Raw genomic sequence first — 21,894 nt, forward strand, 5'->3', positions numbered from 1 at the left:
TTCTCACAAGGCTAGATCCTCAGGTGTGAATGTCATCTTGAATGAACGATACGGAGCGAAATCGCTCGGCTTCATTCCCTGCATTTCCGTCAAACGTCCAATATTCTTGACCGCCGCGACTGCCGAAGCATCGAACGGACCGTCGCCACTGGACTTGGCCACGCTGACCGAAGTCACCGTACCGTCCGGCAACATGCCGATTTGCAGCACGACCGTCATGCCTTTGCGTGCCGAAGGAGGACGTGCCCAACCTTCCGCTGCGCGAGCACGAATCAGGTCATCGAAACTGCCCGCAACTTCGTCACCCTGTTCATCGGCCAAGGCCTGCTGACGCTGCGGCGTGTCGGAAAGCAAATCTGCGAGGGCCTGAGCCTTTTTCTCTTCGGCGGATTTACGTGCCGCTTCCTGCGCTTTCTTCTTCGCAGCATCGGCAGCAGCTTTCTTCTTCGCTTCGTCGGCGACTTTCTTCTTCGCCTCTTCAGCTTCAGCTTTTTTCTTGGCGTCTTCGGCGGCTTTCTTCTTCGCGTCTTCGACGATCTTCTTCTTGGCTTCTTCAGCGGCCTCTTTCTTGGCCTCTTCTTTAGCCTCTTCTTCGGCTTTCTTCTTGGCTATATCAGCCAATTGTTTCTCTTCTGCCTTCTTGGCCTCGGCTTTCTTCGCATCGTCGGCTTTCTTGGCTTCATCAGCCTTTTTCGCCTCGTCCGCTTTCTTCGCCTGATCGGCCTTCTTGGCTTCCTCGGCCTTTTGAGCCGCTTCTTCTTTCTTTTGTTCCGCAGCCTTCACCGCTTCCTGCTCGACCTTTTTCTGCTCCATCTGCTCGACTTCGGTCTGGCGCGCGGCGGATTTCTTCGCCTCACCCGCAATCTTCTGATTGGTCTGGGTGGTTGCCTGACTTTTCGATTTCAGCTGGTACAGGGTCGCCTGAACAATCGGCTTGGCCGGCGGCAACTCCGGTGTGAAGGCGAAACTGACGAACAGCATGCCGAACACCAGCACGTGCAGGACAATCGCCAGAACACTAGGCCAGAAGTAGCTTTCCGAGGCGGACGGCTCTCGCTGTTGCTGCATCAGGGGGCCTCGGTAATCAAACCAACATTACCGACCCCGGCTTTCTGCAACCCGCCCATGGCCCCCATGACGGAGCCGTAGTCAACCGACTTGTCGCCACGGATAAAGACCTGGGTACGCTTGCCACCTTCGGTGCCGGCACGAATGATCTTGGTCACCGCGTCAGTCATCTGCGGCAGCGTCATTGCCCTGTCCTGCTGCTTTTCAGTGTCGACTTCGCTGCCAAGGTTCCAGTAGTAGGTCTTGTCAGCCTTGATCGAAATGGTCAGCACCTGAGTGTTGTTGTCCTGCGGCAAGGCTTCGCTGGAAACCTTGGGCAGATCCACTTTCACGCCCTGATTGAGCATCGGCGCGGTCACCATGAAGATAACCAGCAGCACCAGCATCACGTCGATGTATGGCACCACGTTCATCTCGGCGACCGGCTTGCGCTTGTTTCGGGCTCGAGCGATTAAAGCCATCGGGAAATACCTGCTTATTCTTCGCTGGTGTGCACTTTGCGGTGCAGGATCGCCTGGAACTCATCGGCGAAGGTGTAGTAGCGGCTCAGCAAGGTTTCGCTGCGGGCAGAGAAACGGTTGTAAGCGATAACGGCCGGGATCGCGGCGAACAGGCCGATCGCGGTGGCGATCAGGGCTTCGGCGATACCCGGCGCCACGGTGGCCAGGGTCGCTTGTTGGGCCTGAGCCAGACCACGGAAGGAGTTCATGATGCCCCACACGGTACCGAACAGACCGATGTACGGGCTGACCGAACCGACAGTGGCGAGGAACGGCAGGCTCTGCTCCAGTTTCTCTTCTTCACGGGAGATGGCGACGCGCATGGCACGCGCTACACCTTCCATCACTGCTTCCGGATCGACGCCTGGCTGCTGACGCAGACGGGAGAACTCCTTGAAACCGGCACGGAAGATCTGCTCCACGCCCGAATCCGGATCCGGGTTGCTGCCGGCCTGACGGTACAGCTTGGACAGATCGATACCCGACCAGAAGCGCTCTTCGAAGCTCTCCAGGGCGCGTCGACCGGCGCGCAACAGATTGCTGCGCTGAAAGATCATGATCCATGAGGTCACCGATGCGGCCACCAGGGTCAACATTACCAACTGCACCACGATGCTGGCATTGCTGACCAGGCTCCACATGGAGGAATGGTCGACGACGTTAGCTTCCACGCTTTATCTCCTGCTTTGAGTGTGTACCCGTGCCGCCCGCGTCGGCAAAGGCCGCACGCAAGGATTCGGGCATGGCCCGGGGTTTCAAACTGTCGGTGCGCACACAGGCCACCAGAAACTGCCCTTCACAGAGCAGCGCATTATCCGTGGCCCGCCTGACCTGCTGTTTAAAGCGCAGGCTGGCACGGTTCAATTCGATTACATCAGCGCTTACCAGCAGTTCGTCGTCCAGTCGCGCCGGCGCGTGGTAGCGCGCTTCGCTGGAATGCACGACAAACAACAGGTCCTCCCCTGCCAGTTCCGACTGGGCAAAGCCCAGCGTCCGGAGCCGCTCGGTTCGAGCCCGTTCCATAAACTTGAGGTAATTAACGTAATACACGATGCCGCCGGCATCGGTGTCCTCGTAATAAACGCGACAACGATGTGCGAACGGCTCAAGCCCGTTTTGCGCGCGCATACTCTAGTGCTTACTCCTCGGGTTGCCAATCCGGCCAGGCAACTGTTTTTTCAGTGTTTAAGGCTTTACCGCAAAAGTACCGTCCTGTGACAGTACAAACGCTGAATAAATCGCCAATAAATGTGTATCAATCGTCCAAGGCATCGAGAAACTCGTCTGCCACGGGCATTTCGCCCATTCGTGACGGAATGTTTAAACCGAAATGCAGATACGCATGCCGTGTCACCACCCTGCCCCGTGGCGTACGCATGATGTAGCCCTGCTGAATCAGGTACGGCTCCAGCACGTCTTCAATGGTATGACGCTCTTCACTGATCGCCGCCGCCAGGCTGTCGATGCCTACCGGACCGCCATCGAACTTCTCGATCATGGTCAGCAGCAGGCGCCGGTCCTGATGGTCGAAACCGTGTTCATCGACGTCCAGCAGGTTCAAGGCCAGATCGGCCACCGACTTGGTGATATGGCCCTTGGCGCGCACTTCGGCAAAATCGCGCACCCGACGCAGCAGGCGGTTGGCGATTCGCGGCGTACCACGGGCACGACGAGCAATTTCGAAAGAACCCTCCGGATCCAGTGGCAGACCGAGAATAGCCGCAGACCGACTGACAATCGTCGCCAGATCCGCCGTGCTGTAGAACTCCAGACGCTGGACGATACCGAAGCGGTCACGCAACGGGTTGGTCAGCATGCCGGCACGAGTAGTGGCGCCCACCAGAGTGAACGGTGGCAGATCCAGCTTGATCGAGCGCGCCGCCGGTCCTTCGCCGATCATGATGTCGAGCTGGAAATCTTCCATCGCCGGGTACAGCACTTCTTCAACGATGGGTGACAGACGATGGATTTCGTCGATGAACAACACGTCGTGCGGCTCAAGATTGGTCAGCAGTGCCGCCAGGTCGCCCGGACGCTCAAGTACCGGGCCGGACGTGCTCTTGATCGACACACCCATTTCCTGGGCGATGATGTTGGCCAGGGTGGTTTTACCTAGACCCGGCGGGCCGAAGATCAACGTGTGATCCAGCGATTCACTGCGACCACGCGCCGCCTGGATGAACAGCTCCATCTGCTCGCGGACAGTCGGCTGGCCAATATAGTCGGCCAGACTGACCGGGCGAATGGCCCGGTCCTGGACTTCTTCGCGCTCACGCGGGCTGTGCGCGGCGGCGATCAGACGATCAGCTTCAATCACTTAAATCATTCCCTTCAGGGCGCGGCGGATCAGGTCTTCACTGCTCAAATTCTTGTCCTTGATGGCGGTAATCGCCTTGCTCGCTTCCTGCGGTTTGTAGCCCAGAGAAATCAGCGCGCTGACCGCATCGTTTTCAGCGGTATTGACCGGCGCCGGGCCGTCCGGCTGATTCGGCACCAGGGCGAACATGGCCGGTGAGGTTTCCCAGGCCTTGAAGCGATCCTTCAATTCGACCAGCAGACGCTCGGCGGTTTTCTTGCCAACCCCCGGCACCTTGGTCAGCGCCGAAGTGTCCTGGGATTGCACGCAGCGGATCAGTTCATCGACTTCCAGGCTCGACATCAAGGCCAGGGCCAGTTTCGGTCCGACACCATTGAGACGGATCAACTCGCGAAAAAAGTCTCGCTCACGCTTGCCGGCGAAACCATAGAGTAACTGCGCGTCTTCGCGTACGACCAAATGGGTATGCAGCGTCAGCGGTTCACCGACCGACGGCAGACGATAAAGGGTGGTCATGGGCACTTCCAGCTCATACCCGAGGCCGTTTACATCCAGAATCAGGTGCGGCGGCTGTTTCTCAGCCAAGGTGCCGCGCAAGCGTCCAATCACGTTTCAGATCCTTGAGCGTTGGCCAGCCGTGGGCTGGCGACAGATGGAAGGCGGGAATCGGGCCGACGACCCAGGCGCGAAATCCGCATTCCGCAAAAATGATTGCTGATGCTATCAGAGACGCAGGCGCCCGCCACGACTGCGTGCGGTTCCCAGGCCATGCGGCAGCAGGCTGGAACGGGTGTGCGCGTGACAAATCGCGATGGCCAGGGCATCCGAGGCATCGATCTGCGGTTTGCTGGTCAGCTTGAGCATGTGCATGACCATCATCTGCACCTGTTCCTTATTGGCGGCGCCGGTGCCGACCACGGCTTGCTTGACCTGGGTTGCGGTGTACTCGGCAATCTCCAGGCTTTCCTCGGCACCGGCAACGATTGCCGCACCGCGAGCCTGGCCGAGCTTGAGAGCCGAATCGGCGTTTTTCGCCATGAACACTTTTTCGATGCCCATGGTCACCGGGCCATAGGTCTGAATGATTTCACGCACGCCGCGATAAACGATTTGCAGCCGCTCATGCAGCTCGCCGGCGCCGGTACGGATGCAGCCCGACGCCACGTAGATGCAGCCGCCGCGGCCGGTATCGCGAACAACCCCGTAACCGGTGATGCGCGAGCCGGGGTCGATACCCAGAATTAAAGTCATAACGCCTGCGGATTCGGTAGAAACACGAAAATCAAAACAGCGAATAACCAATGTGGGAGCGGGCTTGCTCGCGAATGCGGCGTGTCATTCAGCATTGATGCTTGCTGATTCGCCGCATTCGCGAGCAAGCCCGCTCCCACATTGAAGCCTAGTCGCTCTTAACCGAGCTGAGCGGCCACATCTTCCGGAATGTCCGCGTTGGAGTAGACGTTCTGCACGTCATCCAGATCCTCGAGCATGTCGATCAGCTTGAGCACCTTCTCCGCGCCTTCCAGATCCAGTTCGGCGCTGGTGGTCGGCTGCATGACGATTTCTGCGTCGTCACCCTTGAACCCGGCCGCTTCCAGCGCGTTACGCACGGCATAGAAGCTGGTGAACGAGGTGAACACGTCGATCGAGCCGTCTTCATGGCTGACCACGTCGTCGGCATCGGCTTCCAGCGCCGCTTCGGTCAGCGCGTCTTCATCGACGCCCGGGGCGAAGCTGATCTGGCCTTTGCGTTCGAACAGATACGCAACCGAACCGTCGGTACCGAGGTTGCCGCCACATTTGCTGAACGCATGGCGCACGGCAGCTGCGGTACGGTTGCGGTTGTCGGTCATGCACTCGACCATCACCGCCACGCCGCCCGGGCCGTAACCTTCATAGGTCAATTCTTCAACGTTGTCCGCTTCGGTCGCACCGGCGCCACGCGCAACGGCACGGTCGATGATGTCGCGGCTCATGTTCGCGCCGAGAGCCTTGTCCAGGGCCAGGCGCAGACGCGGGTTGGAACCCGGATCGCCGCCGCCCTGACGGGCCGCAACGGTCAGCTCACGGATCCACTTGGTGAAGATCTTGCCTCTCTTGGCATCCTGACGTTCTTTGCGGTGCTTGATGTTCGCCCACTTGGAATGACCTGCCATAACTCGCTCCGAATTCTCTTGAAACGTTGCCCGCCCTGCTCATGCAGCGGCCAGCAAACAAAAAATCTCGACCTGCTCTCTACAGATAGAAAAAAGGCGCATCCGAAGATGCGCCTTCAGGCCCGTCTTACTCAGCCTTTGGCGTTTCGCGCAAACGAATGTGCAGCTCGCGCAGTGCCTTGGCATCCACCACACCCGGCGCTTGCGTCATGACGTCCGCAGCACTCTGGGTTTTCGGGAAGGCGATCACTTCACGGATCGACTGGGCGCCGGTCATCAGCATCACCAGACGGTCCAGACCGAAGGCCAGACCACCGTGCGGCGGTGCACCGTACTTCAGCGCGTCGAGCAGGAAGCCGAACTTCTCTTCCTGTTCCGCCTCATTGATACCCAACAGGCGGAACACCGCTTGTTGCATTTCCTTGCGGTGGATACGGATCGAACCGCCACCCAGCTCGGTACCGTTGAGCACCATGTCGTAGGCGCGGGACAGAGCGCCGGCCGGGTTGGCTTCCAGCTCTTCAGGGGAGCACTTCGGTGCGGTGAACGGGTGGTGCAGCGCAGAGAAGCTGCCGTCGTCGTTTTCTTCGAACATCGGGAAGTCGACGACCCACATTGGCGCCCACTTGCAGGTCAGCAGGTCGAGGTCGTGGCCGAGCTTGATACGCAGCGCGCCCAGGGCTTCGCTGACGATCTTGGCCTTGTCGGCGCCGAAGAACACGATGTCGCCGTCAACCGCGCCGACGCGATCGAGGATCACGTTCAGGTTGGCTTCAGGGATGTTTTTCACGATCGGCGATTGCAGACCTTCAACACCGGCAGCGCGCTCGTTGACCTTGATGTACGCCAGGCCCTTGGCACCGTAGATGCCGACGAACTTGGTGTAGTCGTCGATCTGCTTGCGCGGCATGCTCGCCCCGCCTGGAACGCGCAGTGCAGCGATACGGCATTTCGGATCGTTGGCCGGGCCGCTGAAGACCTTGAATACGACTTCTTTGAGTTGATCGGCGACGTCGACCAGTTCCAGCGGGTTACGCAGGTCCGGCTTGTCGGAACCGTAACGACGCATGGCTTCTTCGAAGGTCATGTGCGGGAATTCGCCGAATTCCAGATCCAGCACTTCCTTGAACAGGTTGCGGATCATGCCTTCGGTCAGGCCCATGATGTCTTTTTCGTCGAGGAAGCTGGTCTCGATGTCGATCTGAGTGAACTCAGGCTGACGGTCGGCACGCAGGTCTTCGTCGCGGAAGCACTTGGCGATCTGGTAGTAACGGTCGAAACCGGCAACCATCAGCAGTTGCTTGAACAGCTGAGGCGATTGCGGCAACGCGAAGAACGAACCGGCGTGAGTACGGCTCGGCACCAGGTAGTCGCGGGCGCCTTCCGGGGTAGCACGGGTCAGGATCGGTGTTTCGACGTCGAGGAAGCCGTTCTCGTCGAGGAAGCGACGGATGCTGGTGGTCATGCGCGAACGCAGACGCAGCTTCTCGGCCATTTCCGGACGACGCAGATCCAGGAAGCGGTAGCGCAGGCGGGTTTCTTCGCCGACGTCGGAGTATTCGTTGAGCGGGAACGGCGGGGTTTCCGACTCGTTCAGCACTTCCAGCTCGTAGCCCAGCACTTCGATCATGCCCGACGCCATGTTGGCGTTGGTCGCACCGGCCGGACGCAGACGCACCTTGCCGGTGATCTTCACAACGTATTCGCTGCGCACGCGATCGGCGGCGGCGAAGCTCTCGGCGCGATCCGGATCGAACACCACCTGAGCCAGACCATCACGATCACGGATATCGAGGAAAATCACCCCGCCGTGGTCGCGACGACGGTGAACCCATCCGCAAAGGGTAATTTCCTGGCCTTCCAGGCTTTCGTTCAGTTGGCCGCAATAATGGCTGCGCATCATGGTAGTGGTTTCGCTTCTCGTAATTCGAAATTCGGTGGAGATCCCGTCGCACTCAAGCACTGCGAAATCTCACGCGTGTCGTTCGACCTGGGCCTGAACCCTAGTCAGATTTGTCGCCACCGGCCAGATTCTTCTTGGCTCCGGTCTTGAAATCGGTTTCGTACCAACCGCTGCCGCTGAGGCGAAAACCCGGCATGGACAGCTGTTTCTTGAGCTCTGGCGCCTGACAGGCAGGGCAGTCGACCAGCGGTGCCTCGCTGATCTTTTGAATGGCTTCCAACTGATGACCACAGGAAGCACATTGATAATCGTACATCGGCATGGAGGTGTCTCGGCGATCAGATTGCCACCGCGCGCAGGGCTTTGCGGCGAAAGAGCGGGATTATATCCATTAAATGCGGGCTGTGCAGCCGTAAGACTGCAGAGCCCGCCACGTCATTTCAAGTATTGGCCGTTCAGGGCATGACGGCCGTCGGGGTATCCCGCAGACCATTCATCACACACACCACCCGCACCAGACCGCTGAAGTTTTTCACCCCGCCGTGGCGCAGGTGCACCTGACGGTCAACGTGGGACAGCAACGTACTGACCGAACAGCCATTGTGCCCGGCCATCTCACCGAGAATGTTCCAGTAAACCTGCTCGAGCCTCAAGCACGTGGCAAACCCGTTCAAGCGCACTGACCTTGCCAGCGGCCGGATCAGCTCGAAGTCGAAATCGCTGACAAACGGGTCGACCTTCATTTCCTGCTGCGAACCGACATGTTCGCTTCGCCTGTCTCCACCTACCATATCGCTGACACTCCTTTGCCATCGCTGCTTTTTATAAAGACAACATCCTGTGTCTTCATAAAAACGCAGACGCAAAGTCAGCGCCAGACGACTAGTTGCCCAGCTGCGTAGGATAAGCCGACATGTTCGGTAAGATTTGAAACAGCGCGCGGACATCTACCACCCCGGGACATCCGCGCACCGGACTATCAGGTCTCGAGCAACGCACGCAGCATCCACGCGGTCTTCTCATGCACCTGCATACGCTGGGTCAGCAGGTCGGCCGTCGGCTCGTCACTGACTTTGTCCAGAAGCGGGAAGATGCCGCGAGCGGTGCGCGTCACCGCTTCCTGACCCTCGACCAATTGCTTGATCATGTCCTCGGCGCTTGGCACGCCGACTTCTTCCTTGATAGAGGAAAGACGCGCGTAAGTCGCGTAGGCGCCCGGTGCCGGAAAACCCAGGGCCCGAATGCGCTCGGCGATCAGGTCCACGGCCAGCGCCAGCTCGTTGTATTGCTCTTCGAACATCAGATGCAGGGTCCTGAACATGGGACCGGTGACGTTCCAGTGGAAGTTATGGGTTTTCAGATACAGCACGTAGGTGTCCGACAGCAGCCGCGACAGCCCCTCGACGATGGACTTGCGGTCTTCTTCACTGATACCGATATCGATTGCCATGTTTACCCCCTAAGGCGATTGAATTCATCCAACAGGTGCAGACCCACTCTAGCAAGGCAGGCGCCACCTCGCAGCCGGCAATCTTCGCTCGCCGTGCGACAAATCGACCGGGCCGGTGCCGCTGGCCGGGGTAATTTGAGTAGCTGCAGGCTTTGCTGTTAAATAGGCAGTGTGTCGCTACGCCCCATTTTTCAGGGGTGTCGTGCATAGGCTGATGCCGGGCACGTGTCCAACGCCTCTTTATTGTTCCGAAGCGAACCGTGCGCCTTCAGCTCTTCCTTGTGAGCCGTCATAACGTGAGCCAATCAAAATGTTGAAAATCGTCCACCTGCTAATGGGCGCAGCGGCCTTGCTGCTGTCGTTCATACCTAGCCTGAAATCCGAAGCCGTTCCTTACCTGCAACAACCCGATGCACTTTACCTGGCCTTTTTCGGCCTGCTGAACCTGGTCATCGCTCCAGTGATCCCTTACTGGAACAAAGGCCCGCGCCAGCATCTGCAAAATCTGGTCAGCGCTCTTCTCGTGCTGACTGTCGTCCTGCAAACCCTGACCCTGATCGCACCGATGCCTGTCATCGCCGGTCAACCGGCCGTGCTGTTCAGCCTGGTGATCGCCCTGGTTGCCGTGGTTGTGCACCTGGCCGTGAGCTTCTACAAATCTTCACCGGCTGCCGCACCTGTCAGCTATGACATGAGCAACCGCGATACCGGTACCGTCAAGTGGTTCAACACGTCCAAGGGTTTCGGCTTTATCTCCCGGGATTCCGGCGATGATATTTTCGTGCACTTTCGTGCAATCCGTGGCGAAGGCCACCGCGTACTGGTCGAAGGCCAGCGCGTTGAGTTCTCGGTGATGAACCGGGATAAAGGCCTGCAAGCCGAGGATGTGATCGCCGCCCTGCCGCGTCGCTGATCCAAGGCAAGAAAAAACCGCGAGCAGCCTGGCTGATCGCGGTTTTTTTACGCCGTTACAAAAGCGCCGACATCAGTAGTGTGGCGGTGGTGCCTCTTCCTCGAAAGCATCGAACTGCCCAACCATTTCTTCCTGACGCTTGAGTACCGCAGCCATTTGCAGTTGCAGGCGCTCGATCACGCGCTGCTGCGCCACCAGTTCGTCGTTCAACGCCTGAATGGTGTCATCCTGAAAGGCCAGGCGGCTTTCCAGATCGGTAACGCGCTCTTCAAGGCTCATCGCTCAATCCTCCAGAAACGTGAAGTGCTCAGTCAGCACCAGGCGCAGCCGTTCACGGATGGCCGCAACCTCCTCGGCGCCATAGGGTTTGGCCGGGTGTTTGCCCCAGACCGGCGCTGGCCATGCCGCATCGTCACGCTTACGCACGATCACATGCATATGCAGCTGGCTGACAACGTTGCCCAGGGTAGCGACGTTCAGCTTGTCGGCATCGAACAGGTCCTTGAGCAACTCGGCCAGCGCCGTGGTTTCCTGCCACAACTGCTGCTGGTCGGCGACATCCAACTGAAACAACTCACTGATATCGTCGCGACGAGGCACCAGGATGAACCACGGGTAATTGGCGTCGTTGGACAGCAGCAGTCGGCAGAGCGGGAAGTCGCCGATGGTCAGGGTGTCCTGTTGAAGTCGTGAATCTAAAGCAAACACTGCGTGCACTCCCGGCTGATCTACATATTCAGCTTAGCGGCCACCCAGACAGGCAACGCACCAAGCGACAGGCAGGCAGCATACCTGCGAATGCGCCGGGCTTCACGATGAGTGCACTCGACCAGGCCACCACAGCCCTGACAAGAGACACCTACAAAGATTGTGCACCATCCCGGAGCCTGAACCGGCCTCGAACGCGAGCAACTAGCTGAAACAGCCTTGGCCATCCGGTGACAGACTCACCGCAAGCTGTATGAATCCGGTACAGCCTGTAAATTTTTTGCACCAAAACCGCACAGTGCGTCTACGCTGAGTGCGTCGGGCATCCGCCAAATACTCACTGACGGGGTGAACCGGTAACGTTTTTGGTTGTCACGCCGCCATGCGAACGTGACAACACGATGCAAAGGTATGCGTCAAGCCCCTGATACAAAAGGGCTTGAACCCCCGTTTTTATGCGGTTTTTACGGCTACAGGCAGGTGTTCAGAAAAATAAACGTGGCAACCCTGCACTTTGTGCACGCTTGTTGCATCAGTACACACATGGTCTATAAGCGCGCCACCGGAAGTGGCAGCTGGAGACCAACCAATACGGTGGCAGGGTTGCCCCAATGGAGATTCAAGTGTTTTGCCAGGGACTCTTTTTTACCGATGCAGAAAGGCCCAGAAACAGCGATAAAGTTGTCAGCCCGGCTGCATGGGTAACGTGAATTTGCGACATCAACCCAGCTGTTTGCGACGTCGTCGTAAAGATCATGAAAGGTTGTATGAGCAAGTATCGCCAACATTGTCGGCGTGATATAAGTTTGCGCCGACACAAAAAGAAAGAGCCGCCCAGATAATAAAACAGGTGGGACGGCAGTACTCTTCTAAAACCAAAGGAGCAAATCACGATGCGCGTGATGAAGTGGAGCACAATCGCACTGGCTGTTGCAGCAGCAGCCAGCACTCAATTGGCTACGGCCGCCCCGTTTGTTAGTGACCAGGCAGAAGCCAAAGGTTTCGTTGAAGATGCAAAACTCACCGAAACGTTGAAGAACTACTACTTCAACCGCGACAACAAGAACGGCGGCCACGACCAGAAAGACTGGACTCAAGGCTTCCTGGGCAATTTTAACTCCGGTTACACCCAAGGTACTGTCGGCGTTGGTATCGATGCATTCGGTTACCTGGCGGTCAAACTGGATGGCGGTGACGGTACTTCCGGTTCCGGCAACATGAGCCGTAGTGACGTAGTCAAGGCTAACGGTTACTCTCACGATGTGGATGACAGCCAAGGCAAAGCCGGTGCTGCCATCAAGTTCCGCATCTCCAAAACCGAGTTGAAAATCGGCGACCAGCAGCCAAGCACTGCTCCAGTGTTCGCTGTCGGTGGTTCCCGCCTCATTCCGCAAACTGCCAGCGGCTTCCAGCTGCAGAGCAGCGAAGTCAAAGACCTTGACCTCGAAGCCGGTCACTTCTACTCGGCGACCAGCCAGGACAAGAACGCCCGTGACGGCGGCCTGTACGCGAACTACGCTGGCGTAGAAGCCAAGTCGATCGACTATTTCGGTGGCAAATACGGTATCACCGAAAACCTGAGCGCGTCGCTCTACGGTGCCAAGCTGCAAGACGTCTGGAACCAGTACTACGCGAACGTGAACCTCACCACCCCATTCGGTGGCGACACTTCGCTGAACACTGACTTCAACATCTACCGCACCACCGATACCGGTGACAAGCTGGCAGGTGACATCAGCAACACTGCCTTCTCCCTGGCAACCGCGCTGTCGTTCCTGAAGGCACACACCTTCACCCTGGCCTTCCAGAAGGTTAACGGCGATACCCCGTTCGACTACGTTGGCGTGGGCAAGAACAACCGTGGCGGCGACTCGATCTTCCTCGCCAACTCCATCCAGTACTCTGACTTCAACGGTCCAGGCGAGAAATCCCTGCAAGCCCGTTACGACCTGAAAATGGCCGAGTACGGCGTTCCAGGCCTGAGCTTCATGGTTCGTTACGTCAAAGGTTGGGATATCGACGGTACCGGTCTGGCTGCAAACAGCCAATACCGCACCAGCACTGGCGCACCGCTGTACGGTGAAGATGGCAAACACCACGAAACCAACTTCGAAGCCAAGTACGTTGTTCAGTCTGGCCCGGCGAAAGATCTGTCGTTCCGCATCCGTCAAGCCTGGCACACTGCCAACGCAGACCAGGGCGAAGGCGACGTTAAAGAGTTCCGCCTGATCACCGAATACCCACTAAACATCTTGTAATCGTCAGTGGTTAGTTTGGAAGCATAAAAAAAGGCCCATCTTCGGATGGGCCTTTTTTATTGCCTGTCACTTGTAATAAATGCCTGACCAACAAGTCAGGCATTTAATTAGCAACCTATCATTACACTGCGGATTCCTGAACCACACGAATCACCCGCTGTGGAAACGGAATATCAATCCCTGCCGTCTTCAAACGATCACGCGACTGTTCATTAAACATGAACATCACATCCCAGTAGTCTGCAGTTTTAACCCACACACGCAGAGAAACAGTGATGGAACTGTCACCCAGAGTCGAAATGACCGCCTGCGGCGCAGGGTCCTGCAGAATGCGATCGTCCTTGGCCAGATCCAGCAGCACCTGACGCGCCTTTTGCAGATCCGCTTCGTAATCCACGCCCACGTCGAACACCACTTTGCGGGTTGGCTGACGGTTGGTGTTGGTGATGATGCCGTTCGACAGATTGCCGTTCGGGACGATGATGGTCTTGTTGTCACCGGTACGCAGCACGGTGTGGAAAATCTGGATGCTGTCGACCGTACCCGCCACGCCTTGCGCTTCGATCCAGTCACCGATACGGAACGGACGGAACAGCAGAATCAACACGCCGCCGGCGAAGTTCGCCAGACTGCCCTGCAATGCCAGGCCGATCGCCAGACCCGCAGCACCAATCGCGGCGACGAACGAGGTGGTTTCGACACCGATCATCGAGGCCACGCTGACGATCAGCAGCACCTTGAGAATGATGTTCGCCAGGCTGCTGATGAAGCCTTGCAGTGCCAGATCGGCATTGCGCAGGGCCAGCAGACCGCCGAGCTTTTGCGTGACTTTGTTGATCAGCCACCAGCCGATGGCCAGGGTAATCACTGCCAGCAGCACGCGACTGCCGTATTCCATGATCATCGGAATCCACGCCTGGGACGCCTTGACCAGGTTGTCTACCTCTGCATTCAAATCCATCTTCCATCTCCTGATGTCCGGCTACCCGGGGCTGTACACAAATTAAAAGTGGGAGCGGGCTTGCTCGCGAAAGCGCTGTGTCATTCAACAATGAGTTGCCTGACACACCGCTTTCGCGAGCAAGCCCGCTCCCACAGCCATCTGACCGGACTTAGTCGCGGAAGTTGTTGAACTGCAATGGCATGCCGAATTCCTTGGCGCGCAGGGCCGCAATGGCTTCCTGCAGGTCATCGCGCTTCTTGCCGGTCACACGCACCTGCTCGCCCTGAATGGCGGCCTGTACCTTGAGCTTGGCGTCCTTGATGTGAGCGACGATCTTCTTCGCCAGCTCCTTGTCGATGCCTTCCTTGAGGATCGCGTCCTGCTTCATCAGCTTGCCCGAGGCGTAAGCGTCTTTTACTTCAAGGCACTGCACATCGATCTTGCGCTTGGTCAGGGCCAGCTTCAGGATCTCGATCATCGCTTCCAGCTGGAACCCGGCTTCAGCGGTCAGGTTGACGGTCAGGTCCTTTTCCTTGAACTCGAAGCTGCCTTTGCCTTTCAGGTCATAGCGACGATCGAGTTCCTTCACGGCGTTCTCGACCGCGTTGGTCAGCTCGTGTTTGTCCAGTTCGGATACCACGTCGAACGACGGCATGTAGTCTCTCCAATAAAAAGGCGCGCTCGATCAGGATGGAGCGCGCTTGGCTTGCGGTTAAAATCCGGCTCATTATAACGGGTCTTTTCCCACCGATACGGCGAGCCTTGCATGCCAGTACCTTACCGAGTGAAAAACTGATGTCCACCCCTTGGCACGTTCTCGGCGCCGGCAGTCTCGGCACCCTGTGGGCCACGCGTCTGGCCCGGGCCGGGCTGCCGGTGCGGCTGATCGTGCGGGATGCCGAGCGCCTGCGCAGCTATCAGGCGGCCGGCGGTCTGACGCTGGTCGAACACGGCGCAGCCACGACCTATGCCGTCCCCGCGCAAACGGCGGACGACCCGGAGCCGATCCGCCGCCTGCTGGTCGCCTGCAAGGCCTATGACGCCGAAAGCGCGGTCGCCCGCCTCGCCCCGCGCCTGAGCGCAGATGCCGAGCTGATCCTGTTGCAGAACGGCCTCGGCAGTCAGGACGCCGTTGCAGCGCAGGTACCGCAGGCACGCTGCCTCAGCGCCTCCAGCACCGAAGGCGCGTTCCGCGACGGCGACTGGCGCGTGGTGTTTGCCGGCCACGGTTTCACCTGGCTGGGCGATGCCAGCCATCCGGTAGCGCCAATCTGGCTGGACGATCTTGAGGCGGCGAAAATCCCCCACGAGTGGAGCACCGACATCCTCACCCGGCTGTGGCGCAAACTGGCGCTCAATTGCGCGATCAATCCGCTGACCGTGCTCCACGATTGCCGTAACGGCGGGCTGGAGCAGCATCAATGCGAAGTCGCCACGCTGTGCAACGAGCTGGCCGAGTTGCTCGAGCACTGCGGTCAACCAGCCGCGGCGGTCAATCTGCAACAGGAAGTCGAGCGGGTGATTCACGCCACCGCAGCCAATTACTCGTCGATGTATCAGGACGTGGCCAACCAGCGCCGCACCGAAATCAATTACCTGCTGGGCCACGCCTGCAAAGTCGCCACCCGTCACCAGTTGAACCTGCCGCACCTCAATCAATTGCAGCAGCGTCTGGTCAGCCATCTGCACAGCCTTGGATTGCCCAGCGACTGAGCAGCGGCTACGCTGCCCACTTGTTCCTTTGCCGTGATAAACCTGATGCCATTGCGCCAGCGCCTTGAAAACCTGCCGGTCGGCCAGAAACTGCTGGCCGCCCTGCTGGTGTTACTGACCACCGTCCTGCTGGTCGCCAACCTGACCTTTATCAGCGCCGCCTATTACATCTCCCAGGAAAGCATGGCGCCACAGGCCCTGCAGACCATAGGCCGACTGGTGTCCAACCCGAGCCTGGTGTCGCAAGCCCTCGAGTCGCCGCAAAGCGCCGAACGCCTGCTCAAGGAACTCGACAGTTATTCGCCGCTGCGCGCAGCGGCTTTGTACGACGGCAAGGGTGACCGGATCGCCCAGGTGCAGCGTGGCGAAAAACTCAATCTGCCGGAGCGCTTTCGACACATCGAAGCCTGGCAACTCACCGAGTTTCGCAGCAACCAATTGATCACCCTGCCGCGCCCCGGCACCGCGCCTGGGCATCTGCTGCTGGTCGCCAGCAGTGAACTGCCGATGGCGTTCTACACCGGTACCCTGACCGCCAGTCTCGGCATCCTGATTTTCAGCGTGCTGCTGTGGCTGGTGATTGCGCGGCAGATCAAACGCCTGATCACTCGCCCGATCCATGAGCTGGAAGAATTGTCGCGGCAAGTCACTCGCGAAGAGAACTACGCCCTGCGCGCCTCGCGCGGTAACCACGACGAGATCGGCAGCCTCGCCGAAGCGTTCAACACCATGCTCTCGCGCATCGAAGCCCGCGAGCAGCAGCTCAAGCGCGCCCGCGACGACTCGCAGGCAGCTTACGATCAGGCTCAGGGGCTGGCCGAGGAAACCCGCCACACCAACCGCAAGCTGGAACTGGAAGTCCAGGTGCGCAGCAAGATCGAGAAGAAGCTCACCGGTTTCCAGAACTACCTCAACAGCATCATCGACTCCATGCCCTCGGCGCTGATCGCTCTCGACGAACAGCTCTACGTGACCCAGTGGAACCAGGAGGCCAGCGCCCTCTCCGGGACGCGCCTGGATGAGGCGCTGAACCAACCGATCTTCCTCGCCTTCGAACCGCTCAAGCCGTTTCTGCCACAACTGAAGCAAACGGTCGAAGAACACACCGTGGCGAAGATCGAGCGGGTGACCTGGTTCAAGGATGACGAACCCAAGCACTACGCCCTGACCTTTTACCCGCTGATGGGCGGTGCCGGGCGCGGTGTGGTGATCCGTATCGACGACATCACCCAGCGCCTGTCGCTGGAAGAAATGATGGTGCAGTCGGAAAAAATGCTCTCGGTCGGTGGCCTCGCCGCCGGCATGGCCCATGAGATCAACAACCCGCTCGGCGCGATCCTGCACAACGTGCAGAACATTCGCCGGCGGCTGTCGGCGGATCTGCCGAAGAACCTCGAAACCGCCGAACAGCTCGGCATCGAACTGGACACGGTCAACCGTTACCTGCAAAGCCGCGAAGTACCGAAATTGCTAGACGGCATCCAGCAGGCCGGCGCCCGCGCGGCAAAAATTGTCACGCACATGCTCAGCTTCAGCCGCCGCAGCACCCGGCAAATGGCCCCGTGCGATCTACCGGCGCTGATCGATCAAGCGGTGGAAATTGCCGGCAACGACTTCGATCTGGCGATCGGTTTCGACTTCAAGGGCCAAGCGATCATCCGCCAGTTCGACCCGGCGCTCGGCCCGGTGCCGGGCACCGCCAACGAACTGGAACAAGTGTTGCTCAATCTGCTGAAAAACGCCGCGCAAGCCATTCACCAGCGCGAAGACGACAGTGAGCCGGGGCGGATCATTTTGCGCACCAAACTGAACCCGCCATGGGCCGAGATTCAGGTCGAGGACAACGGCATCGGCATGAGCGAGAGCGTGCGCAAGCGCACCTTCGAGCCGTTCTTCACCACCAAGGAAATCGGCCAGGGCACAGGCCTTGGGCTGTCGGTGTCGTACTTCATCATCACCAACAACCACAAAGGCCAGATGGAAGTGCAATCGGCGCCCGGTCAGGGCACCTGTTTCACCCTGCGCCTGCCGCTGGCACAACCGGCAGCCATTGCCGCCGAAACCAATCAACTACAGAGGTAACCCATGGGCTTTCGCTTGTCGAAGATCTACACCCGCACTGGCGATACCGGCGAAACCGGCCTCGGCGATGGCCGCCGCGTGCCCAAGGATCACCCGCGCATCGAAGCGATTGGCGAGGTCGATACGCTCAACAGTCAGGTCGGCGTGCTGCTGGCCGGGCTGATCGCCGAGCGCGAGGCGTTTCCGGGATTGAATGAGCTGATCGACGTGCTCGCGCCTTGCCAGCACCGCTTGTTCGACTTGGGGGGTGAGCTGGCAATGCCGCAGTATCAGGCGTTGAACGCGGCGGAAATCGAGCGCCTGGAAGCGGCAATTGATGTGTGGAACGAGGAATTGGGGCCGCTGGAGAATTTCATTCTGCCCGGCGGTTCGCTGCTGATTGCCCAGGCCCATGTGTGCCGCAGTCTGGCGCGCAGTGCCGAGCGCCGTTGTCAGCATTTGAACGCGATCGAGCCGTTGGCCGGGGTTGGTCTGGCGTATATCAATCGGTTGTCGGATCTGTTGTTTGTGGCAGCGCGGTTGATTGCGCGGCGGCAGGGGGTGGCGGAGATTCTTTGGCAACCGGCGGCCAAACCTTCAGAAATCTAGCGCCTGTCAGGACGCCTTCGCGAGCAGGCTCGCTCCCACAGTTGATTGGGTTCGTCCATTTGGAACGCGGTCAACTGTGGGAGCGGGCCTGCTCGCGATGAGGCCGGTAGCCGTTAAACAGAATCAGGCCAGAACGCCCGAATCCCCGCCACACCCTGAGCCCCAACACTCCAAGCCTTCTCACGCTCCGCAGGGCCAACGCCACCAAGCAAGAACACCGGCTTGCCAAAGCCCTCGATCAACGTCGAAGCCTGCTCCCAGCCCAACGGCTGCGCATCCGGGTGGGTCAAGGTCGGCTGAACCGGCGACAGCGTGACGAAATCCACGCCCATCTGCTCGGCCAGCGCCAGCTCTTCCGCGTTATGGCAGGACGCCGCCAACCAGCGCTCCGCCGGTAACGGCCGGCCCGCTGCGGCGTATTTGCGCAATTGCGCGGCGGTGATGTGCCAACCGGCGGACGGGAAATCGCCGAGCCATTCGAACGGCCCCTTGATCATCAACTGCGCCTTGCCGGCGCAGAGGCCGACGGCATCCACCGCCAGATCGCGGTATTTGGGGTCATAGCCGTTCGGCGCGCGCAACTGGATCAGCTTGATCCCGCCGGCAATCGCCTTCTGGATCCCGCGCAGCAAGGCCGGAGCTTCCAGATCTTCCGGGGTGATCAGGTATTCAGCGGGCAGGCGCGCTGCGGCAACGATCGGCTGATTGGCCGCCGGAAACTCATAGTTCAGCAGATCCTTGGCGGTTACCCAGGCCAGTGGCTGGCCCTCGGCACCGTGCGGCTCACCGGTAAACCGGGAGACTTCCCAGACATCCAGCAACACCTGTTTGTCCGGGTAATCGTGGCGAACCTTGATCAGTGGACGAGCCGCGCCGACAACAATGCCCAGCTCTTCCTGCAGCTCGCGAGCCAGGGCGCTTTCGACGGATTCGTCAGCCTCGACCTTGCCGCCGGGAAATTCCCACAGGCCGCCCTGATGCTGGGTGTCGGCACGGCGGGCGATGAGGATTTTGCCGCTGTCGTCACGAATGACGGCAGCCGCGACGTGTACGCGTTTCACGGATTCAACTCCTCCAGTCCAGCCTTCTGCCACGCCTTGAAGGCGGGCCATTGGTAGACGGTTTCAACATAGGCTTGATCAACCGCCGGCAACTGCACCTGGTAGGTACGCAGACGCACGGCAATCGGTGCGAAGAACGCGTCAGCCAGACTCACTCGGCCAAACAGATACGGCCCAGGCTCAGTGGCCGCAGCGCGGCATTCGGCCCACAGCGCGAGCATGCGTTCGATATCGACCTTCACTTCCGGCGGCACCGGATCAAGCGGGGCGTCGTGGTTCAGGTTGAACGGCATATGATTGCGCATGGCGAAAAAGCCGCTGTGCATCTGCGCGCAGGCGGACCGCGCCTGGGCACGGGCATAAACATCGCTCGGCCAGAGCTGCTCGGACGGAAACTGCTCGGCCAGGTATTCGGCGATCGCCAGAGAGTCGGCGATGGTGCCGCGAGAAGTTTGCAGCAGCGGCACCTTGGCGGTCGGCGAATGCTTGAGCAGCCGCTCGCGGGTGTCGGGCTTGCCGAGTTTGATCAGTTCTTCGGTGTAAGGAGCGCCGGTCAGTTCCAGCGCCAGGGCGGCGCGCAGGGACCAGGAGGACAGCAGTTTGTCGCCGATGATCAGGTGCAGGGACATGGTGTGGCGCCTTTTCGTCAGTGGAAAGCTTCAAGACTTGTAATGACTGGACCGACGCGTTCGCGGGCAAGCCCGCTCCCACAGTAGTTTCGGTCGTTCACAAAGGTTGTGTACACCTGAAAACCCTGTGGGAGCGGGCTTGCTCGCGAAGAAGCCGGCACATTCAACATTGATATTGCCAGACACAACGCCATCGCGAGCAGGCTCGCTCCCACATTGGATCGTGTTGTCACAAATCCCTGTAGGAGCGAGCCTGCTCGCGAAAGAAGCGACCCGGTCTTGGATCAGGTGCGGTACTCGGCGTTGATCTTCACATATTCATGCGACAGGTCGGTGGTCCAGATGGTTTCGCTGCAATCGCCGCGCCCCAGCTCGATGCGGATGGTGATCTCTTCCTGCTGCATCACCGCCGAGCCTTGCGCCTCAGTGTAGGTCGCTGCGCGCGCGCCACGGCTGGCAATACACACATCGCCGAGGAACACGTCGATCTTGCTCACGTCGAGGTTCGGCACACCGGCACGGCCGACAGCGGCGAGAATACGGCCCCAGTTCGGGTCGGAGGCGAACAGCGCGGTCTTGATCAGCGGCGAGTGGGCCACGGTGTAACCGACGTCGAGGCATTCCTGATGATTGCCGCCGCCGTTGACTTCAACGGTGACGAACTTGGTCGCGCCTTCGCCGTCACGCACGATGGCCTGGGCCACGTCCATGCACACTTCGAACACTGCCTGTTTCAGCTTGTTGAACAGCTCGCCTTCGGCGCGGGTGATTTCCGGCAACGCAGCCTTGCCGGTGGCGATCAGCATGCAGCAGTCGTTGGTCGAAGTATCGCCATCGATGGTGATGCGGTTGAATGACTTGTTCGCACCGTCGAGCATCAGGTTGTGCAGCACATCGCGGGAGACTTTGGCGTCGGTGGCGATGTAGCCGAGCATGGTCGCCATGTTCGGGCGGATCATGCCTGCGCCTTTGCTGATACCGGTGACGGTGATGGTCACGCCGTCATGCTGGAACTGGCGGCTGGCACCCTTGGGCAGGGTGTCGGTGGTCATGATGCCGGTGGCGGCCGCTGCCCAGTTGTTTTCCGACAGGTCATCCAGTGCGGCCTGCAGTGCGCCTTCGATCTTCTCGACCGGCAGTGGCTCGCCGATCACGCCGGTGGAGTACGGCAGGATCTGGCTGGCATCGACACCGGTCAGCTCGGCGAGTCTGGCGGTGGTGCGCTCGGCAGCCGCCAGGCCCGGCTCACCGGTACCGGCGTTGGCGTTACCGGTGTTGGTCAGCAGGTAACGCACGTCGTTCTGCACACGTTTTTTCGCCAGGATCACCGGCGCGGCGCAAAAGGCGTTCAACGTGAACACACCGGCCACGGTCGAACCTTCGGCGCAGCGCATCACTACCACATCCTTGCGCCCAGGGCGCTTGATGCCGGCCGAGGCAATACCGAGTTCAAAACCGGCAACCGGGTGCAACGTTGGCAAAGGACCAAGACCAACAGCCATGAATGCGCTCCTTACTCAATGATGTCAGCACCGCTTCCTGCTGTTTTCAACAAGAAGGCGGCGGATTAAATGGCAAAACGCCGCGACGGCAGAAGCCGGTCGC

The 21,894-nt window shown here is 59.4% G+C and carries 24 protein-coding genes; 5 read left to right on the forward strand and 19 right to left on the reverse strand.

The features are described 5' to 3' along the window. Positions 1 to 3: 3 nt before the first annotated feature. The 12 genes from tolA to ACVHNU_RS18475 all read right to left on the reverse strand — a co-directional run bounded on the left by tolA (position 4) and on the right by ACVHNU_RS18475 (position 9,394). Positions 4 to 1,068 (reverse strand): cell envelope integrity protein TolA, encoded by a 1,065-nt coding sequence (gene tolA / locus ACVHNU_RS18420; RefSeq protein WP_003227513.1) that lies wholly within the window; start codon positions 1,066 to 1,068, stop codon positions 4 to 6. After that, the gene (gene tolR / locus ACVHNU_RS18425; protein ID WP_177434691.1) at positions 1,068 to 1,520 is read right to left on the reverse strand and encodes a protein TolR; all 453 of its coding nucleotides are present in this window, start codon (positions 1,518 to 1,520) and stop codon (positions 1,068 to 1,070) included. Before tolR ends, tolA begins: the two co-directional genes overlap by 1 nt. A gap of 23 nt (positions 1,521 to 1,543) precedes the next feature. After that, entirely contained in the window at positions 1,544 to 2,239 is a 696-nt protein-coding gene (gene tolQ / locus ACVHNU_RS18430; protein WP_003227517.1) for a protein TolQ, read from the reverse strand. Continuing rightward, on the reverse strand, positions 2,229 to 2,696 hold the full coding sequence (gene ybgC / locus ACVHNU_RS18435; protein ID WP_003227519.1) for a tol-pal system-associated acyl-CoA thioesterase: 468 nt from the start codon (positions 2,694 to 2,696) through the stop codon (positions 2,229 to 2,231). The genes tolQ and ybgC overlap by 11 nt, the downstream gene beginning before the upstream one ends. Positions 2,697 to 2,823: 127 nt before the next feature. Beyond that, positions 2,824 to 3,885, reverse strand: coding sequence for a Holliday junction branch migration DNA helicase RuvB (ruvB, locus tag ACVHNU_RS18440; RefSeq protein ID WP_003227521.1), 1,062 nt, complete (start codon positions 3,883 to 3,885; stop codon positions 2,824 to 2,826). Then, positions 3,886 to 4,494, reverse strand: coding sequence for a Holliday junction branch migration protein RuvA (ruvA, locus tag ACVHNU_RS18445; RefSeq protein WP_003227522.1), 609 nt, complete (start codon positions 4,492 to 4,494; stop codon positions 3,886 to 3,888). A gap of 114 nt (positions 4,495 to 4,608) precedes the next feature. Then, positions 4,609 to 5,136: a crossover junction endodeoxyribonuclease RuvC gene (ruvC, locus tag ACVHNU_RS18450; protein ID WP_003227525.1), complete on the reverse strand. Its 528-nt coding sequence runs from the start codon at positions 5,134 to 5,136 to the stop codon at positions 4,609 to 4,611. Between the two features lie 158 nt (positions 5,137 to 5,294). Further along, the gene (locus ACVHNU_RS18455) at positions 5,295 to 6,041 is read right to left on the reverse strand and encodes a YebC/PmpR family DNA-binding transcriptional regulator (protein ID WP_003227527.1); all 747 of its coding nucleotides are present in this window, start codon (positions 6,039 to 6,041) and stop codon (positions 5,295 to 5,297) included. A 127-nt stretch (positions 6,042 to 6,168) separates the two neighbouring features. Next, a complete protein-coding gene (aspS, locus tag ACVHNU_RS18460) occupies positions 6,169 to 7,944 on the reverse strand; it encodes an aspartate--tRNA ligase (RefSeq protein ID WP_473018018.1) in 1,776 nt (591 codons plus the stop codon). Between the two features lie 100 nt (positions 7,945 to 8,044). After that, positions 8,045 to 8,266, reverse strand: a complete 222-nt coding sequence (locus ACVHNU_RS18465; protein WP_003227532.1) for an FmdB family zinc ribbon protein — start codon at positions 8,264 to 8,266, stop codon at positions 8,045 to 8,047. A gap of 133 nt (positions 8,267 to 8,399) precedes the next feature. Next, a complete protein-coding gene (locus ACVHNU_RS18470) occupies positions 8,400 to 8,735 on the reverse strand; it encodes a ribbon-helix-helix domain-containing protein (RefSeq protein WP_103485161.1) in 336 nt (111 codons plus the stop codon). 188 nt (positions 8,736 to 8,923) lie between these two features. Further along, positions 8,924 to 9,394, reverse strand: coding sequence for a Dps family protein (locus tag ACVHNU_RS18475; protein WP_003227537.1), 471 nt, complete (start codon positions 9,392 to 9,394; stop codon positions 8,924 to 8,926). A 310-nt stretch (positions 9,395 to 9,704) separates the two neighbouring features. Here ACVHNU_RS18475 and ACVHNU_RS18480 point away from each other — a divergent pair, with 310 nt between their 5' ends. Then, positions 9,705 to 10,307 carry a cold-shock protein gene (locus ACVHNU_RS18480; protein WP_003227539.1) on the forward strand — a complete coding sequence of 201 codons (603 nt, stop codon included), beginning with the start codon at positions 9,705 to 9,707 and terminating at the stop codon, positions 10,305 to 10,307. 72 nt (positions 10,308 to 10,379) lie between these two features. On the opposite strand, the gene ACVHNU_RS18485 is transcribed toward ACVHNU_RS18480, so the two are convergent. Then, the gene (locus tag ACVHNU_RS18485; protein WP_003227541.1) at positions 10,380 to 10,586 is read right to left on the reverse strand and encodes a SlyX family protein; all 207 of its coding nucleotides are present in this window, start codon (positions 10,584 to 10,586) and stop codon (positions 10,380 to 10,382) included. Positions 10,587 to 10,589: 3 nt separating this feature from the next. Next, positions 10,590 to 11,015 (reverse strand): HIT domain-containing protein, encoded by a 426-nt coding sequence (locus ACVHNU_RS18490; RefSeq protein ID WP_262142188.1) that lies wholly within the window; start codon positions 11,013 to 11,015, stop codon positions 10,590 to 10,592. Positions 11,016 to 11,908: 893 nt separating this feature from the next. Here ACVHNU_RS18490 and ACVHNU_RS18495 point away from each other — a divergent pair. Beyond that, positions 11,909 to 13,273, forward strand: coding sequence for an OprD family porin (locus tag ACVHNU_RS18495; protein WP_003227544.1), 1,365 nt, complete (start codon positions 11,909 to 11,911; stop codon positions 13,271 to 13,273). A gap of 121 nt (positions 13,274 to 13,394) precedes the next feature. Here ACVHNU_RS18495 and ACVHNU_RS18500 read toward each other — a convergent pair whose 3' ends face one another. Further along, a complete protein-coding gene (locus tag ACVHNU_RS18500) occupies positions 13,395 to 14,234 on the reverse strand; it encodes a mechanosensitive ion channel family protein (protein WP_003227546.1) in 840 nt (279 codons plus the stop codon). A 151-nt stretch (positions 14,235 to 14,385) separates the two neighbouring features. Continuing rightward, positions 14,386 to 14,871 carry a YajQ family cyclic di-GMP-binding protein gene (locus ACVHNU_RS18505; RefSeq protein ID WP_003227548.1) on the reverse strand — a complete coding sequence of 162 codons (486 nt, stop codon included), beginning with the start codon at positions 14,869 to 14,871 and terminating at the stop codon, positions 14,386 to 14,388. A 140-nt stretch (positions 14,872 to 15,011) separates the two neighbouring features. Between ACVHNU_RS18505 and ACVHNU_RS18510 the strand changes: the two genes are divergently transcribed. The 3 genes from ACVHNU_RS18510 to ACVHNU_RS18520 are packed head-to-tail and all read left to right on the forward strand — an operon-like array spanning position 15,012 to position 18,599. Further along, entirely contained in the window at positions 15,012 to 15,929 is a 918-nt protein-coding gene (locus tag ACVHNU_RS18510) for a putative 2-dehydropantoate 2-reductase (RefSeq protein ID WP_473018020.1), read from the forward strand. Between the two features lie 45 nt (positions 15,930 to 15,974). Continuing rightward, positions 15,975 to 18,011 carry a sensor histidine kinase gene (locus tag ACVHNU_RS18515; RefSeq protein WP_473018021.1) on the forward strand — a complete coding sequence of 679 codons (2,037 nt, stop codon included), beginning with the start codon at positions 15,975 to 15,977 and terminating at the stop codon, positions 18,009 to 18,011. Between the two features lie 3 nt (positions 18,012 to 18,014). Next, positions 18,015 to 18,599, forward strand: coding sequence for a cob(I)yrinic acid a,c-diamide adenosyltransferase (locus ACVHNU_RS18520; RefSeq protein ID WP_473018023.1), 585 nt, complete (start codon positions 18,015 to 18,017; stop codon positions 18,597 to 18,599). A 113-nt stretch (positions 18,600 to 18,712) separates the two neighbouring features. On the opposite strand, the gene ACVHNU_RS18525 is transcribed toward ACVHNU_RS18520, so the two are convergent. The 3 genes from ACVHNU_RS18525 to argJ all read right to left on the reverse strand — a co-directional run bounded on the left by ACVHNU_RS18525 (position 18,713) and on the right by argJ (position 21,791). Then, the gene (locus ACVHNU_RS18525) at positions 18,713 to 19,660 is read right to left on the reverse strand and encodes a Nudix family hydrolase (RefSeq protein WP_201136742.1); all 948 of its coding nucleotides are present in this window, start codon (positions 19,658 to 19,660) and stop codon (positions 18,713 to 18,715) included. Continuing rightward, on the reverse strand, positions 19,657 to 20,289 hold the full coding sequence (locus tag ACVHNU_RS18530) for a glutathione S-transferase family protein (protein WP_226499526.1): 633 nt from the start codon (positions 20,287 to 20,289) through the stop codon (positions 19,657 to 19,659). Before ACVHNU_RS18530 ends, ACVHNU_RS18525 begins: the two co-directional genes overlap by 4 nt. A 284-nt stretch (positions 20,290 to 20,573) precedes the next feature. After that, positions 20,574 to 21,791: a bifunctional glutamate N-acetyltransferase/amino-acid acetyltransferase ArgJ gene (gene argJ, locus ACVHNU_RS18535; protein WP_103485167.1), complete on the reverse strand. Its 1,218-nt coding sequence runs from the start codon at positions 21,789 to 21,791 to the stop codon at positions 20,574 to 20,576. Positions 21,792 to 21,894 lie beyond the last annotated feature (103 nt).

The organism is Pseudomonas sp. Ors-4-3C (genome assembly GCF_055755035.1).